The sequence below is a fragment of the Alkalihalophilus marmarensis DSM 21297 genome (genome assembly GCF_000474275.2).
Classification (GTDB): domain Bacteria; phylum Bacillota; class Bacilli; order Bacillales; family Bacillaceae_D; genus Alkalihalophilus; species Alkalihalophilus marmarensis.
This window is the reverse complement of sequence record NZ_ATAE01000037.1, coordinates 1-16,342: the sequence shown is the minus strand read 5'-3', so window position 1 is coordinate 16,342 and position 16,342 is coordinate 1. Positions and strand designations below refer to the sequence as shown.

11 protein-coding genes, 1 pseudogene and 1 other annotated feature are annotated in these 16,342 nt (G+C 39.3%); of the genes and pseudogenes, 7 read left to right on the top strand and 5 right to left on the bottom strand.

Annotation, left to right across the window (positions count from 1 at the left end):
• Positions 1 to 72: 72 nt before the first annotated feature.
• Positions 73 to 3,003: a transglycosylase domain-containing protein gene (locus A33I_RS13340; RefSeq protein WP_022628866.1), complete on the bottom strand. Its 2,931-nt coding sequence runs from the start codon at positions 3,001 to 3,003 to the stop codon at positions 73 to 75.
• A gap of 204 nt (positions 3,004 to 3,207) precedes the next feature.
• Positions 3,208 to 3,414: a binding site (T-box leader), on the top strand.
• Positions 3,415 to 3,504: 90 nt separating this feature from the next.
• On the opposite strand from A33I_RS13340, the gene tyrS reads away from it, so the two are divergent.
• A complete protein-coding gene (gene tyrS, locus A33I_RS13335) occupies positions 3,505 to 4,749 on the top strand; it encodes a tyrosine--tRNA ligase (protein WP_022628865.1) in 1,245 nt (414 codons plus the stop codon).
• Between the two features lie 99 nt (positions 4,750 to 4,848).
• Here tyrS and rpsD read toward each other — a convergent pair whose 3' ends face one another.
• Positions 4,849 to 5,451, bottom strand: coding sequence for a 30S ribosomal protein S4 (gene rpsD / locus A33I_RS13330; RefSeq protein ID WP_012960062.1), 603 nt, complete (start codon positions 5,449 to 5,451; stop codon positions 4,849 to 4,851).
• 484 nt (positions 5,452 to 5,935) lie between these two features.
• Here rpsD and A33I_RS13325 point away from each other — a divergent pair, with 484 nt between their 5' ends.
• Complete coding sequence (locus tag A33I_RS13325; protein WP_022628864.1) at positions 5,936 to 7,822, top strand: sensor domain-containing diguanylate cyclase; 1,887 nt, start codon at positions 5,936 to 5,938, stop codon at positions 7,820 to 7,822.
• Positions 7,823 to 7,869: 47 nt separating this feature from the next.
• On the opposite strand, the gene A33I_RS13320 is transcribed toward A33I_RS13325, so the two are convergent.
• Positions 7,870 to 8,349, bottom strand: a complete 480-nt coding sequence (locus A33I_RS13320) for a GAF domain-containing protein (RefSeq protein WP_022628863.1) — start codon at positions 8,347 to 8,349, stop codon at positions 7,870 to 7,872.
• Positions 8,350 to 8,611: 262 nt separating this feature from the next.
• On the opposite strand from A33I_RS13320, the gene refZ reads away from it, so the two are divergent.
• Positions 8,612 to 9,262 (top strand): forespore capture DNA-binding protein RefZ, encoded by a 651-nt coding sequence (gene refZ / locus A33I_RS13315; protein WP_022628862.1) that lies wholly within the window; start codon positions 8,612 to 8,614, stop codon positions 9,260 to 9,262.
• Here refZ and hisJ read toward each other — a convergent pair.
• Positions 9,254 to 10,078 (bottom strand): histidinol-phosphatase HisJ, encoded by an 825-nt coding sequence (gene hisJ, locus A33I_RS13310; protein WP_022628861.1) that lies wholly within the window; start codon positions 10,076 to 10,078, stop codon positions 9,254 to 9,256. The two genes, refZ and hisJ, sit on opposite strands and share 9 nt — an antisense overlap.
• 307 nt (positions 10,079 to 10,385) lie before the next feature.
• Between hisJ and ezrA the strand changes: the two genes are divergently transcribed.
• The gene (gene ezrA / locus A33I_RS13305) at positions 10,386 to 12,080 is read left to right on the top strand and encodes a septation ring formation regulator EzrA (RefSeq protein ID WP_022628860.1); all 1,695 of its coding nucleotides are present in this window, start codon (positions 10,386 to 10,388) and stop codon (positions 12,078 to 12,080) included.
• 50 nt (positions 12,081 to 12,130) lie between these two features.
• Here ezrA and brnQ read toward each other — a convergent pair whose 3' ends face one another.
• Positions 12,131 to 13,432, bottom strand: coding sequence for a branched-chain amino acid transport system II carrier protein (gene brnQ, locus A33I_RS13300; RefSeq protein WP_022628859.1), 1,302 nt, complete (start codon positions 13,430 to 13,432; stop codon positions 12,131 to 12,133).
• Positions 13,433 to 13,791: 359 nt separating this feature from the next.
• Here brnQ and A33I_RS13295 point away from each other — a divergent pair, with 359 nt between their 5' ends.
• From A33I_RS13295 to A33I_RS21310, 3 genes and pseudogenes are all read left to right on the top strand, one after another.
• Positions 13,792 to 14,934, top strand: coding sequence for a cysteine desulfurase family protein (locus tag A33I_RS13295; RefSeq protein WP_022628858.1), 1,143 nt, complete (start codon positions 13,792 to 13,794; stop codon positions 14,932 to 14,934).
• Positions 14,935 to 16,146 carry a tRNA uracil 4-sulfurtransferase ThiI gene (thiI, locus tag A33I_RS13290; protein ID WP_022628857.1) on the top strand — a complete coding sequence of 404 codons (1,212 nt, stop codon included), beginning with the start codon at positions 14,935 to 14,937 and terminating at the stop codon, positions 16,144 to 16,146. It abuts the gene before it with no gap.
• Between the two features lie 130 nt (positions 16,147 to 16,276).
• Positions 16,277 to 16,342: pseudogene (locus tag A33I_RS21310) on the top strand (spore protein); the annotation flags it as partial.

Here is a 16,342-nt window from a genome sequence, read left to right as displayed (position 1 = left end):
TGTAACATCTTTCTAGACCGCAGCGATATGAAGGACAAAAAGAGCAAACTCAATTGAGTTTGCTCTTTTCGTTTAATCATCATCTGTTGGCTCTTCAGGATCTCCAGGTTCTTCTGGGGGCGGTTGATTCCCGTTTCCATTGCCATTGCCGTTTCCACTTCCATTGCCATTGCCGTTCCCGTTCCCGTTTCCGTCACTATCACCATTTCCACCGTCGTTATCATTCCCTCCATTTTGCTCGGAAGGAGGATCTTCGTCTGGTTCGCTTGGTTCAGTATCGGGTGCATCGGGCTCGGATGGTTCAGGTGTATCTGAATAATCGGAACCTTCAGCTTGAGAGGAAGAGGTTGATTCTCTCCCAGCTGTATCTACTGCAGTAACATAATAAGCAAATGATCCACCGTTTACTGTATAGCTTGTAGAACCATTGCCTTTCACATGCCCTACACGCTCAAAGCTGCTGCTGCCGCTAGCCGCTCGGTAGATACGGTAACCGACAATATCATTATCAGAATGCTTAGACCATGATAAGGTTTGACCGTTTAATGATACTCCACTGACTGCTCCAGGGGACCGTCCGTTATTTGGTGCATCTCGATCAGGGACAACCCCTTGCATAGAGTCAGGTAAATATTCACCTATATTGCTGACCCCAAAGACTGTATCAGGAACGGTAACTCCGACATCTGTAAATTCTTGCGGAGTCGAATCAAGTGCTAAATAGTTTTGACTGTTTATCGTAACATATCGTGCACTATCTAAATTATCTCCAGAACCAGGCTGGAAGTTAACATTGAATAAGTCTGAGCGAACGAGTCCTGCTTGCTCACATAATGAGGTAGGAGCTTGACCTGTAATGCTGCAGACAGATCTGCGCACAATTCCTTCAGGCATAGCAAAGCTTTCACTTGGAGCTAATAAGTTTGGATTTTGATCATAGGCAGCATTGGCAATGTTAGCCCAAATACGCTGCGTCCTAGGACCATAACGCAACCCATTCACGACTCTATCGATCGGCTGGTTTTGACGGTAACCAATCCATACGCCAAGTGTTACATTAGGGTTTGTAGCCACAAACCAAGAATCTCTGAATTCACCGGTCGTACCTGTTTTCCCAGCCCAATCAGCTGAGAATTTTAAGCGGCCGGGTACCGAACTTGCTGTACCTCCAGCTCGCAAAACATCTCGCATCATATCAATGCTCAAATAGTTTGTTTGAGGTGTAAATACATTTACTTGTTTTATCTCGTGTTCAAATACTATGTCGCCGTCTGCTGTTTCAATTCGTTCAATCATAAATGGATCGGTTCGATTTCCTCCGTTGCCAAATGTTGAAAAGGCACTTGTATTTTGCTCAACAGTGACATCAAAGGCTCCCCCAAGAGCGGCAGATTCATAAGGCTGACTCTCATCATTTGGGGTGAATCCTAGATTAATCATCGTTTCTCGTAGTTGTTCATGTGGAACTCGTTGGAAAGAGCGAACGGCAGGTACGTTACGAGAACGAGCCAGTGACTCACGTACAGAGATTAAGCCAGCATAACTATTATCAAAGTTAGAATAAGGTTGTCCACCGCTATATGTGGCAGGCGTATCAGGAACTACGATGCCTGGCTGAATCACTCCAATTTCTAAAGCAGGCCCATAGGCTAGCAATGGTTTCATGGTAGAACCATTTGAACGGTAGGCTTGAGTCGCGTAATTGTAATGGTTTGTTGTTTCGCCTTCCCCGCGTCCACCTACAAAGCCTTTAATCGCTCCTGTATGATTTTCAATTAAGACAGCCCCGACTTCTTCTTGGTCATCACCCTTTTGTGGACCGAATAAGGAATGGTCATTAACTGCTTCTTGCATCGCATTATATACATTTTTATCTATTGTTGTATGAATTCTAAACCCTTTTCGTCTTAGATCTGCATCTGCTTCAGAGCGAAGATCAGTAAGAAATAATTGGCGCTCATCGCCTTCTAGTTCATTCAGCTCTTCTTGATGTTCTTCAAGTTTTTGACTGTAGAGAATATCACTAGCACGTCTCATCACTTCATGTGTTAAATACGGATATTCTTCAATCGGCGATGGCGTACGGTCTGTTAAATTTTCACGTAAATCAAATTCTAATGCTTCTTCGTATTCACGGTCGTTAATAAAACCGCCCTCATGCATTCGTCTAAGTACGGTTTGCATACGATTTAACCCCGGATCTAAATTCTCCTTCACCTCACCATTCCCGGTAAAAGGAGTGTAACCGAATGGACTTTGGGGTAAACCAGCTATGAAGGCTGCTTGCGGAATGGATAGATCTTTGGCATCCACACCGAATAACCCTTGTGAAGCTGCCTGAACACCTGCCACTTGTCTTCCAGATGCATTACGTCCAAACGGAACAACATTTAAGTAAGCTTCTAAAATTTCTTCTTTTTCAAGAAAATGTTCTAGCCGCATAGCCAGTAATATTTCTGTAGCTTTACGGTCAAAAGAGACTTCACTCGAAAGAACTTGCTGCTTAATTAACTGCTGAGTGAGTGTACTTCCGCCAGTTTGAACAGATGAATTAGCAACTTCTTGGAATGTAGCTCGCAAAATCGCTTTAGGGACAATTCCTTCGTGTTCAAAGAAGTGCTCATCTTCTGTTGCAATTACTGCGTTCTTGACATGATCCGACATTTGATCTAAAGAAACCTGATGTCGTTCAAGCTCAGTAGGGAGCTCACCCAAGTACGTATCATCGGCAAAGAACAGCTGACTGGTTTCTTCATAGTCATAGATGTCTGTTACCATCTCATCTGGTGACCGAAGAGGCTCATCTTTAACTAGAGAAGCGAAATATCCAGCGGCAGTTCCCCCTATGAAAAAGATTGACATCAATCCCACGATCATAACAATTAGGAATAAATTCCAAAATACTTGGTATGTAATGCCGATCTTTCGAAAGACTTGTTTTTCATGTAATGACTCTGAAAATAACCTCAGTTTTTGTTGCATTTGAGAGTAGAAACTCTTCATAGCAAACCTCCTTATTAAGTTCAAAGGCCTATAGTATCAGGCATTATAGCTAAAGAGATAACGTGTAAAATAATCGCATCTATAGCTAGAATATCAGCAATATTATAGCATAGGTTTACATAGGATGATATGTTTTTACAAAATCTAAGAAAGTCTGCGATTGACAACAAAAATAGAAATGTGGTAAAAAGAGAACAGTATATGTAAACAGCTTTGAAGGGTCGGAGTAGGTACTGTTTTACTTTTTAGAGAGCTGATGGCAGGTGGAAATCAGCAGGGGAGCAGTATTCGAATTACAGCCTGGAGCCAATTCTTGCGTAGCAAGAACGGTCATACCGTTATCATGTCGAGTGGAAGTTTATTTAGTGATAGCTTCAACAAGGGTGGTACCGCGAGAACCTCGTCCCTTTTTTGGGAGGAGTTTTTTTTATGTCCAATTTTAGGTTAGATGCTTATTTCCAACATGAAAAAGGGTTATTTAAATAAAGGAGGCAGCATGAAATGAGTGAAGAAACGAAGTTAACACTAGAGCAAGAACAAGAGGTAGAACGTCAGTTAGAGATTCTAAAACGCGGCGTGGTAGAAATTACACCAGAACATGAATTAAAAAAGAAGATTGAAAAATCGGTTCGTACAGGAAAGCCGTTAAAAGTTAAGCTAGGGATGGATCCGTCAGCGCCTGACGTTCACCTTGGACATACGGTTCCCCTGCACAAGCTGCGTCAGTTCCAAGAACTAGGTCATGAAATTCAAATGCTTATCGGTGACTTTACCGGACGAATTGGTGACCCTACTGGGAAATCTGAAACTAGAAAGCAATTAAGTGATGAAGATGTAAAACGTAATGCAATGACGTATGTAGAGCAATACGGAAAAATTCTCGACATGGAAAAAGCAACGATCTATTACAATTCAGAATGGCTCAAAGCTTTATCATTTGAGGATGTCATCGGTCTGTCTGCTAATATGACGGTAGCTAGAATGCTTGAGAGAGATGATTTTGAGAAAAGATATAAATCTGGTCAGCCGATCTCCATTCATGAGTTCTTCTACCCATTAATGCAAGGATATGATTCTGTGGCGTTAGAGTCTGATATTGAAGTGGGAGGCACGGATCAAAAGTTCAATCTTTTAATGGGACGTACACTTCAAGAGGCATATGGCAAAGAGAAGCAAGTAGCTATGACTTTGCCGTTAATTGAGGGGCTTGACGGAGAAAGAAAAATGTCTAAATCCCTTAATAACTACATTGGTATTGATGAGTCGCCAAATGAAATCTTTGGTAAATCAATGTCGATTCCAGATGAATTAATGATTAAATATTACAAGCTGGCAACAGACATCCCGATGGATGAGATCAATGCTCTAGAAGAAGGGATCAAGAATGGTTCAGTACACCCAAGAGATGCAAAGATGAATCTAGGTGCTAAGTTTGTAGAAATGTATCATGGAAAAGATGCTGCTGATGAAGCAAAGAACTACTTCCAAACAGTTTTTCAAAAGCGTACCCTTCCAACAGACATCCCTGAAGTGAAGTGGAGCGGGGAAGACGCTGTGTGGGTTGTGGAGCTGCTGGTTGAATTGAAGATGATGTCTTCTAAAGGAGAGGCACGTCGTATGGTTCAAAATGGCGGTGTTAAAGTAAATGAAGAAAAAGTAGAAGATGTTCAAGCCCAAATTAAAATTGAAGATGGACTAATCGTTCAAGTAGGTAAACGTAAATTTGCTAAGCTTGTAACACATTAATAGAAGATAAAAAAAGAAGAACGAGGAATGCGTTCTTCTTTTTTTATTTAATCAAATAAAAAAGACTCCGGGAGATCCCAGAGTCTTTTTTTGAAGCGATTAACGAGAGTAGAACTCAACGATAAGAGCTTCAGTGATTTCAGCAGGAAGTTCAGAACGCTCAGGAAGACGGCTGAAAGTACCTTCAAGCTTCTCAGCATCGAATGTTACGTATGCTGGAGTGAAATCGTTAGCTTCAAGAGCTTCTTTAACAACGCTTAAGTCACGAGATTTTTCGCGAAGAGCAATTGTTTGACCAGGTTTAACACGGTATGAAGGAATGTCAACACGACCTCCATCAACCATGATGTGACCATGGTTAACTAACTGACGAGCAGCACGACGAGTACGAGCAAGACCCATACGGTAAACAAGGTTATCAAGACGTGACTCAAGAAGAATCATGAAGTTTTCACCGTGGATACCAGGCATTTTGCCAGCATCATCAAAGATACGACGGAATTGACGCTCATTCACACCAAACATGTGACGAAGCTTTTGCTTCTCTTGTAGTTGAAGACCGTATTCCGATAATTTTTTACGTTGGTTTGGACCGTGTTGCCCTGGAGCGTACGGACGCTTTGCTAATTCTTTACCAGTACCGCTTAGAGAGATTCCTAAACGACGAGATAATTTCCAAGATGGACCTGTATAACGAGCCATAATAAGACTCCTCCTTGTTATTTTGATGTTGCAAAATAACAACCGATGGGTAATCTCTTTAATATGTTCATTTTGCCTTCATGCATCTTCGCTTCGACAGCTAGAAGTTACGTGATGCACCTCAGTTTGCAGCCGCTAATCGAGGAACAAAATGACCAGACATATTAAGTTTACCTAGGCTGTCGCATTTCACACAAATTCGAGTATAAGCTTAATAGGGGCGAAAGTCAAGAGGAAACAAGGAAATACGATTCTTGTGAAAATTGTCGGAAGGTTTTCAAAATAATATCGTGGAAAATAATAGTAATGTGTTATAAGTTGATTTATAATAGCAGTAACAAATACCTAGAAGGTATAATTGAGAATGGTTTTTTTGATTACATTATCCTATAGTTTGTGACGTTTTCTCTAGATAAGCCTATATGAACCAGTAGTATTTAAGAGTAAATTAAGTATTTTCCTATATATGGTGGTGTAAATGTAGATGAATCCACGGAATGAAGTTACGGTTGGGGAAATGATGACTGTTGATCAGTGGTTAAAAGGAGCAGACTATCAAATTAATTTCTATGCATTAGCTTCTTCTTACCATGCCCTCGCATTAAAAGCGGGTAAGCCTAATCATTTAGAGAAGACAGCCATTTATGAAAGAAATGATGAACAATTTGAGCTCGTTAAAGGGGAAGAAGCAGTTAAAGGTATACTGCAGAATAATAAAGAGATCGAGAGCTGGTTCAAAAAGACTCATGATCATTCTATGAAAGTAGTAGAGGGCAGTTTAATTACCACTTCTCCAAGCTGGAATGTATGTATCTCCTTATACTATAAATCGATGTTATATGGATTGATTATTCATACTTTCCCTACAAAAAAAGATGCAGATGCGTTTGCTGCAGGACACCTAGAGATGATTCCTTTCCAAACACTATTTGCCCAGGGCTATAATTGCTCGAAATCCACTACCATCAGCATGAAGAGAGATCTTCTTTTGCAAGTAACAAAGAAGTGTCATGGATCTATGGATATAAATGAAGTATTAAAACAAATAATTACGGCTCTTAATCAAGTATTCCCTAATTGGAATGTTCATTTATATTTAACGCATGAGTGGAAAATTGATCATGACCTATCAATTAAACCATTGGTGTATGGAATGGATAACCATAACCGATTGGCAGAGCATGCTTATTTAAAAGGAGAGCTCCAAATAGAAAGAAATGAAAAACAACTGAATGTTTTTGCGCCACTTAGGGGCAAACAAGCGGTTTACGGTGTCATAGAATTAGAGGCTGATACAGACATTGTCCTTCACACACATGACCTCGAGTTTATTAATGTCCTAGCGGATACTGGGGGAAACGCTTTAGAGAATGCCGAGCTTTATCAGCAGTCTAGAAACTTAAATCAAGATCTGCAGCTTATTAATCAAACATCTCACCAGTTAAATGAAAAATTAAGACTAAAAGATACAATTACCTTTATGACTCAACAGATTCTTGTATCATTTGGAGCTGAACAAGTAGGTTTTGTTCTCTATGAAGAGGGAGAAATTACTGTGTTAGAAGGTAGTACACCTGTTTTCAATGACCCCTCGCTCTTAAAGAAGCTCAACCCGCTGTTTATGGAGATGAAATACCATAGAGAACCGCAGTTTGTTGGAGATTCTAAAAGTCATAAGCTCTTTCAGCACTCTTATTATCGGAGTCTTTTAGCGGTGCCGATGATTCAAAGTGGAGTCTTAAAAGGTGTGGTTATCGTGCTGGATCAGAAGCCGTATCGTTTCAGTTACGATCATTTTAAGTTGCTGCAATCTCTCGCACATCACTCTACATTAGCTTTTACAAATGCTATGCTTCATGAGAAGTTAGAAAAACTCGTAATTACCGATCATCTAACCAGCTTATATTCTAGAAGTTATTTAGATCAGCAAATTAGAGCCTCGCTTGAAAATGATGGCTATGGGACGTATCTTCTATTTGATGTTGATAACTTTAAACAGATTAATGATACACACGGACATCAAATTGGAGATGAAGTGCTTATTCAAGTGGCTAAGATTATGAAGGAAAATATTCGTGAAGAGGATATTGCAGCAAGGTGGGGAGGAGAAGAGTTAGCTCTATATCTGCCAAAAGTCAATTTAGAAGATGCTAAAAAAATTGCTGTACGAATAGTAGAAGCTGTTGAATATCAAACCGAGCCTCCTATTACGGTTTCATGCGGTGTCTCTTATTGGCATCATCATAAAACTACCCGCTCACTAAAAGAATTAATTAAAGAAGCTGATGACGGGCTTTATACAGCCAAAAGGTTGGGTAAAAACCGGATCCATGTGGTTCAAGAGAATTCTTCACTTAAAGAAGAAGCCTAAAAACATTCATTGTTTTTAGGCTTTATTTAATTTAACTATTATGTTGCTTATATGTGCCGTTCTAATTCTTCAACGAACGCTTCAAGTTGTGTTTGATCTGCTTCTGTGAAACGATTTAGTATTGGACTGTCAATATCAAGAACCCCAACTAGGTTACCACCTTTTATAATGGGGATCACAATTTCAGAACGGGATGCGGCATCACAAGCAATATGTCCAGGAAAAGCATGGACATCTTCTATGCGAAGTGTTTTTCTCTCAGCAGCACTCGTTCCGCATACACCACGGCCAAGTGGAATACGTACACATGCAGGCAGCCCCTGAAACGGCCCAAGAACAAGCTCATTGTCTTTTAATAAATAGAAACCAACCCAATTTACATCATGCAAAAATTGATTTAATAGAGCACTTGCATTAGACAAATTAGCAATAAGGTCATTCTCTCCTGTTAATAGAGCATTCAATTGCTTAGTGACTAATTGATAATTTGAAGCAAGATCTCCTTTATAAGCTTCTTGATTAAACATGGCGACTCCCCCAAGCATCTATAGAATTATAGAAATAGTTTACAGCAAGAGTCAAAGGAATACAAAATAATTCACTCTGAAAATACTGGAGGATAAAAAAGAGATTTGGTGGACGCTGTCATGTTATTGTCAGGATTCGCTTTATTGGGCTTTTTTTGTAGAAAAGTTTGACGGGAATGTCGAACAAATCAAAGAGGATCAATCAAAACAATAGAGAAGTAAAAGACTATAGCAAACAGTTTATTGTTAAGGGGGAGAATGCATGAGTGAAACAACACGTGAGAAGATGAAAGAAGCAGCTGCCCGTTTATTTTATACACAAGGCTATCATGGAACATCGGTCCGTCACATTGCAGAACAAGCAAATGTAAATATTGCACTCGTGTCTTATTATTTTGGAGGGAAAAAAGGGTTGTTTGAATTATTAATGACTGAATTTCTAGAAGGGTACTTACAGGCAATGAAGGTGGATGAGGAAAAAATTAAAAGCCAAGATGCTAGAGATCAGCTGTTAACCATGATGCATTCATTGTTATGCTATCAGCAGAAACATTATCATTTAGCTAGAATGGTACACAGAGAGATGACAATGGACTCGATATTAGTTAGGGAACTTATGTCCACGTATTTGAGGAAAGAAAAACATGATGTAGAGAAAATTATTAGAAAAGGGATGAGAGAGGGCAGGTTTATAGGGCAGCCAGTCGATTTTGTATTAATCCAAATACGCGGAATGGTTACACTACCTTACTACTCGCCTCAGTATTTTAGAGAACTTTATCAGCTGTCTACAACGGAACCTTATTTTATTGACCGCTATGCAGAGCACCTAGTGAGATGGATTGATTCATGCCTGTGCGGAATAAGCGAGCCACGAACCAATCGCATAATAAGCAGGGTGAATTTAGCGTAGAACAGGGGTAGAAAGAATATCCGTATTAAAAAGGGTATCAACCCCGGCAGCCATTCCCTTTACTTGATGAGCATCTGAACCATAAATTAATGGTATACCTAATTGATGAGCAAGAGATGCGATGTCACTAGGAGGGTAGGTCACTCCGCATAAAGGCTTAAGTGTACCTGCCCCGTTATAATCAAGGCTGTAGTTATGATCATTTATTAAATGTAAAATAGATGTGATATCCTGGCTGTGTAATTCAGTCGCAGGGTATTTTTTTTTGAATTTTTGACAAAGAGTAATATGGCCGATTCTAGTGGGTTTGTATGAACCTAGATCAGCTTTTACTGACTTTTTAACCGTCTCGTAATAGTGTTTATATACTGCATCGGTTGAGCCGAGCAATGTTTGACACGTTAAAAACACATCAGGGCTATAATCAATACAATAATATTCATTATTTATGTTAATAAAATGACAAGAGAGGATACTATCATCTAGGGTTGGGCCGACCTCATTTAGAAAGGTCGTCGTTTCTTTCTCAAATCCTTCAATGAAGTCAACTTCTAGGCCGATTAATACAGATAACTTATTCTTATAAAAAGATTTGACAGCTTGTAAGTCTTCTATATACGAAGTCAGCCTGCCATAAGACATAGCGCTGTCCTGCTCTGGGGTAGGGTCAGTGAACCCTTCAGGAAGCGGGGCATGTTCTGTGAATGTGAGACCGGATAAACCATGGCTAATAGCTTGTTCGCAATAATCAGCAAATGTATCAGCTGTTCCATGCGGGCAATAAGGAGAATGGATGTGTCCATCGTGCTTGATCATGAATAAACCCCTTTCATACATAAGATTAATAAGAAGATGTAACTATGATAAAAAGGCATACAAAAGCTTATTTTCATGGTATCATATTACATATCGTATACATAAAAAATGAATAATTTTTTTTGAAATTAAAGGGTTTTCACGTTTTAGAGAGAATCCATGTAAAGATTATGTCTAATAGTAGTGAATTTTAGCTTATGTAGAGAGGTCATAGTGATTAATGGTGCGGAGCAGTTAATATGTATAAACCAATCATCGAGGCCTTCATAAACAAGACTGATATGATGCTAGAGAAGGGGGTCCTCAAATGACGATGTATGTAATTTATGCGGCAATAGCCGTTATAGCTGTACTATTTGTTATTGGAATGATATTTAGAAAAAACATCTATAAAGAGGTCGATAAATTAGACGACTGGAAAAATACCATTCTAAACCGTGATATCCCAAGTGAAATTGGAAAAGTGAAGAACTTACATATGTCAGGCGAAACAGAGGAAAAATTTGAATTGTGGCGTAGTGAATGGGACGAAATCGTGGGCGGTATCCTTCCAAATATTGAAGAACAACTATTTGATATTGAAGAAGCAGCTACTAAATACCGCTTTAAAAAAGCAAAGGAATTGATTGCTTTAACGACAGACAGGCTGAACGGAATTGAGACGCAGCTTCAAGTGATGGTTGAAGAAATTAACCAGCTTGTGACAAGTGCTGAACAAAACAGCACTGAAATTGGCTCTGTAAAAGATCAATTCCATATAGTCATGCAGCAAGTATTAAAAAAACGAGGGTCATTAGGTGTAACGGTTGAAACTTTTGATGAAAAACTTGCGCACACAAAGCAGCTTCTTGAAGATTTTGACCAAGCTACAGAAGAAGGAAGTTATTTAAAAGCAAGAGAATATCTGAGAGAAGCGAAAGAAGAAGTCGATTTAGTACGACTGAGTGTGGAGAAAGTACCTGCGCTTCTTGTTCAATTGAAAACGACCATCCCTCAAGAGGTACGCCAGCTGATACTAGGAATTGAAGATATGGAGAAGTCTGGTTATTATTTAGAACCGTTTGCTCTCATGTCTAAAATTGAATCGATTACGAACGAAAATGAACAACTGCTAGCTGACATTTCATCCTTAGAGGAAATTGAAGCTATAGAAGAGAAGGCAGCTGAGGTAACCGCTCAACTAGATCAGTTATATGAAGTGTTAGAAACTGAAGTTGAAGCAAAACAAGAGGTAGCAAATGCAGTGCCTACAATGAAAGAGCAGGTTGAGCAAGTAGATGAACAACTTACTCTTTTAATGGAGGAAACGACTCAAGTGCAGTTAAGTTATCGTTTGGCAGAAGAAGAAATTTCCTTCCAAGAGAAAGTGAAAAAACAGTTGAATGAATTAATGCATCAGCTGCAGCTGATTGTAGATGTTTCTGAAAATAACTCTCAAACCTACACGTCTATCTTAGATATGGTAGAAGAATGGATGGAGAAAATCAAACAGATTCAGCTTGATATTGATAAAGGGAAACAAGCACTAAATGACCTTCGTCAAGATGAGCTCGATGCAAAAGAGAAACTAATCGAGTTAAGACAAAAGCTGCTTGAGAGTAAACGTATCCTCCAAAAGAGTAACATACCAGGCCTTCCGAAAGAGGCAGTAGATCACTTAGATGAAAGTGAAACGAAGGTTATTACAGCGGCAAGACAGCTTGAGCAGGTGCCTCTTGAAATGGGCCGTGTCAATGTATTGGTAGAAGAAGCTCTTAGTTGTGTAGAGGAAAATGAGCAGCTCATTAAAGATACAATTGAGTCAGCTCAGCTTGCAGAGAGAGTAATTCAGTTTGCTAATAGATACCGAAACAAGTCGGAACGTACTAGAAGCGGATTAATTGAGGCCGAAGAGCTGTTCCGTCAATATGAATACACCGAAGCGATTGAATGTGCTTACCAAGCTGTAAAGGAATTTGATCCATCGATTGTTGAAAAGGTAAGCGAACAATATACCGCATAATAAAAAGTGTAGCATCAAAGCGATGCTACACTTTTTTTGTTCTCGTCCTTTTAACGTTTTGAAACAGCCCAGCCTATGAGAGCCCCGATGATACTAGGAACTAACCAGCCTAAACCTTCTCCGTACAATGGAATCCAGTTAAGGAATGCGAGAGACTCTAGATTAACACCTGCTGTGCTGATCCCATCAAGCAGGCTGATAATAAATGCACCTATTAGAGCTCCGATATAAATTTGGCGTTTTTGACCAATTTTACGGTGGAGAAATGATAGAGTAATCAACACAATAGCAATAGGGTAAATCGTTACTAATACAGGTACTGACACGGCAATTAATTGGCTTAAGCCTAAGTTAGCCATGGTAAAACTGAATACACACAAAATGAAAATAATCACAGGATAAGATACACTCGAAAAACGTTTAGCAAAAAATTCACCACATGCCGAAACGAGTCCAATTGATGTGGTTAAACAAGCAAATGTAATAACAAGCGCAAGGATCATCGAACCAGTAGAGCCGAAAAGAGCATTTGCGACTGCTGCTAAAATAGCTCCTCCGTTATCTAAGCGACCAATAGTGGAAACACTGCTTGCTCCTAAGTATCCTAATGATAAATAAACAAGAGACAATCCAACACCCGCTATAATACCTGCTTTAATGGTAAAGGCTTGAATAGCTGCACGGTCTTTAATTCCTCTTTCTTGCAGGCGGTTCATGATGACAATCCCGAACACTAAAGCAGCAATCGTGTCCATTGTTAGATAGCCTTCAATAAAACCTGAGAAGAAAGCGCCGTTTTGATAGTTTTCCTCAGCTGCTTCAAAGCTTCCCATCGGGGCAAATACTCCGCGAAGAGAAACAATCGCAATTAAAATAATTAAAAGCGGTGTTAATATTTTCCCGACCCGGTCGACTAATTTGGCCGGATTCAAAGCTAGCCAGAACGTTAAACTAAAGAAAATAAGAGTGGATATAAGTAAAGAAGTAGTGGTGGCTTGTCCACCAGGCAAAAATGGTACCACACCTATTTCATATGCCACGGTTCCTGTACGAGGAATTCCAAAGAAGGGTCCAATCGCAAGGTATACAGTGAATGAAAAAATAACAGCAAAGATTGGGTGCACCCGGTTAGCTAATTGATGCAGATCCCCATTGACCTGTGAAACAGCAATAATGGCAAGTAACGGCAGTCCCACACCTGTTACAAGAAAGCCTATTATGGCAGGCCAAAGTGCCGTTCCTGCTTGTTGCCCGAGCAATGGTGGAAAGATCAGGTTTCCTGCTCCTAAAAATAGAGCGAACATTAGAAAGCCTAATGCTGCTAAGTCCTTCATTGGTAATGTACGATTCATAGTTGTCCTCCAACATATAATATAATGGTATAATTTGCACTTGCTTCCATAAATGTAAGCGTATACGTGTTTTTTCAGTCATAAGAGAAATTTCCCTTATCACTTACCGTCGCTTATCGTATCATAAATGTTGCGAATTGTTGAATAGTTTTAAAGAAGAAAGAATAATCAGTTTTTTAATAAAGTTTATTTCACATATCTGATCGCTTTTCTGTCTTGTCATTTAAACATTTTGTGCTAAGATATAATGATGCATACATGGGATGTGTGTAAGGAATGTGTTTGTGAGAAGATATAATTGTGATGATAGAAGGACAATTTTTTTATAGAAGTTCATAATTAAAGGGGTAAATAATCCAATGATTTATCTTGATAATAGTGCAACAACTAGACCGCATCAAGACGTGTTAGAAACCTATACAAAAGTGTCGTATGACTATTTTGGAAATCCTTCATCACTTCATACATTAGGGATGGAAGCAGAAGGATTACTGACTAAAGCGAGATCAGCTATTGCTGCTCAGCTTAACGTATCTGCAAAAGAAATATTGTTTACCTCTGGTGGAACAGAAGGCAATAACCTTGCTATTAAAGGAACAGCGTATCATAAAAAATCTAGGGGCAGGCATTTGATCACAACAGAAGTGGAGCATGCTTCTTCATATGAAACCTATAAGGAACTAGAGGCAGATGGGTTTGAGGTAACGTATTTATCTGTAGACTCTAATGGAAGAGTTTCTTTAGAAGATGTGAAAAAAGCTATTCGCAAGGAAACCATTTTAGTATCAGTTATCCATGTCAATAATGAAGCAGGGACGATTCAACCGATTGAAGAGATAGGTCAGTTATTAAGCCATTTTCCTCAAGTTCGTTTCCATGTCGATGATGTACAGGGTATAACGAAAGTGCCTTTAAATATAAAAAAAGCCAAAATTGATCTGTTAACAGCATCTGCCCATAAATTCCATGGAGTAAGAGGTACAGGGATGCTTTATGTACGTAACGGAGTAAGGTTAAAGCCTCAAATTCATGGCGGTGTCCAAGAGATGGAAGTACGCTCAGGCACTGAACATGTTGCGGGGGCTGTGGCAATGGCCAGAGCATTAAGAATGGAAATGGAGAAGGCTCAAAAAGAGAAGTCTCATTTAGTAAAACTTCATTCTAAACTTATTCACAGTCTGCCAACGATTGATGGAGTAACGATTAACAGCCCATTAGAGAAATCTGCGCCACATATTATTAACTTCTCTGTAGAATCAATTAAGCCTGAAGTGTTAATTCAATCACTATCAGCTAAAAAAATATATGTCTCAACAAAGTCAGCATGCTCCTCAAAGTTAGCCGAACCCAGCCGAGTGCTTCTAGCCATGGGGAAAGATTCAAAAGAAGCTGGTTCTGCTATAAGAGTCAGTCTATCTTATGAGACAACGGAACAAGAAATTGATGTCTTCTTACGTGAGTTAAAGAAGATCATACCAACACTAGTGGGGGTTAGAAAATAAATGGAATACAATCATATTTTAATTCGTTTTGGGGAACTTGCCTTAAAAGGAAAAAATCGATCTTTTTTTGAAAAGCAGTTACTCCAGAATATGAAATTTACATTAAAAGGATTATCAAATCTTACATTTAAACGCACGTATGGAAGAATCGTGATCGAATTAAACGGCGAGAATCATGAGCCTGTCATGGAAAAGCTATCTAATATCTTCGGGATCCACTCATTTAGTTTAGCGTTAAAGGTAGAAAATGACGTGGATGAAATGAAGAAGGCTGCACTTGGAATTTTAAAGGAACAGCAGGCGGCAGAAGGAATTAAAACATTTAAAATCACGTCAAAACGTGCTTATAAGCCGTTTCCTATCGATTCTCAGCAATTAAATCAGATGATCGGCGGTTATGTACTTAGTCAATCAGAAGATATTTCAGTAGACGTTCACAATCCAGATTTAGATATTCGAGTGGAAGTACGAGAGACAGCAACGTACCTAACCTTTGGACAGTATCCGGGAGCTGGAGGCCTGCCTGTTGGTACTGGTGGAAAAGTTCTCTTAATGCTCTCAGGTGGAATTGACAGCCCGGTAGCTGGTTATTTAACAATGAAAAGAGGGGCTCGTATTGAAGCCGTTCATTTTCACAGCCCTCCTTATACAAATGAAAGAGCACTGCAAAAAGTGAAAGATTTAGCTCAAACGTTAACGAAGTATGGTTCAAGCATCCGTCTTCATTTAGTACCGTTTACTGAAATCCAACAATACCTTCATAAAGAAGCACCAAGTAATTATCAAATGACGCTTATGAGACGAATGATGCTTCGTATTAGTGAAAGAATTGCACGTGAGCGAGATATATTAGCGATTGCATCTGGTGAAAGTTTAGGACAGGTTGCAAGCCAAACTCTTCACAGCATGAATACAATTAACGAAGTAACAAATTTACCGATTATCCGTCCATTAATAACAATGGATAAATTAGAAGTTATTGATATTGCCAAAAAGATTGATACATTTGAAACGTCTATTCTTCCTTTTGAAGACTGCTGTACAATCTTCTTGCCTTCTGACTCAAAGACTCGTCCAAAAAGAGAGCATGCGAACAAGTTTGAGAAGTATCTAGCGGTCGATAAATACGTAAATGATGCCGTGGAACGCACGGAATCAGTCCAAATTACAAGCGTAAGCAAAGCTGAAAAAGACATGGAAGACTTATTTTAGCCATACTACTTCTGGTCAATAAAGAAGCCAAAGAAGTGTCAATCTATTTCTCTCATTAATTACCATAAAAAAATGTGCATGTTAAACAGCCATGTGACTCATTCTATAAGTACAGAAGGAGGTGAGACACATGGCTAACAACAACAGCTCAAATCAACTTGTAGTACCTGGCGTACAACAAGCACTTGATCAAATG

Bases quoted from the DNA above. Each gene is read 5' to 3' on its own strand.
- A33I_RS13340 (WP_022628866.1), bottom strand. From the start codon at position 3,003: ATGAAGAGTTTCTACTCTCAAATGCAACAAAAACTGAGGTTATTTTCA.
- tyrS (WP_022628865.1), top strand. From the start codon at position 3,505: ATGAGTGAAGAAACGAAGTTAACACTAGAGCAAGAACAAGAGGTAGAA.
- rpsD (WP_012960062.1), bottom strand. From the start codon at position 5,451: ATGGCTCGTTATACAGGTCCATCTTGGAAATTATCTCGTCGTTTAGGA.
- A33I_RS13325 (WP_022628864.1), top strand. From the start codon at position 5,936: ATGAATCCACGGAATGAAGTTACGGTTGGGGAAATGATGACTGTTGAT.
- A33I_RS13320 (WP_022628863.1), bottom strand. From the start codon at position 8,349: ATGTTTAATCAAGAAGCTTATAAAGGAGATCTTGCTTCAAATTATCAA.
- refZ (WP_022628862.1), top strand. From the start codon at position 8,612: ATGAGTGAAACAACACGTGAGAAGATGAAAGAAGCAGCTGCCCGTTTA.
- hisJ (WP_022628861.1), bottom strand. From the start codon at position 10,078: ATGATCAAGCACGATGGACACATCCATTCTCCTTATTGCCCGCATGGA.
- ezrA (WP_022628860.1), top strand. From the start codon at position 10,386: ATGACGATGTATGTAATTTATGCGGCAATAGCCGTTATAGCTGTACTA.
- brnQ (WP_022628859.1), bottom strand. From the start codon at position 13,432: ATGAATCGTACATTACCAATGAAGGACTTAGCAGCATTAGGCTTTCTA.
- A33I_RS13295 (WP_022628858.1), top strand. From the start codon at position 13,792: ATGATTTATCTTGATAATAGTGCAACAACTAGACCGCATCAAGACGTG.
- thiI (WP_022628857.1), top strand. From the start codon at position 14,935: ATGGAATACAATCATATTTTAATTCGTTTTGGGGAACTTGCCTTAAAA.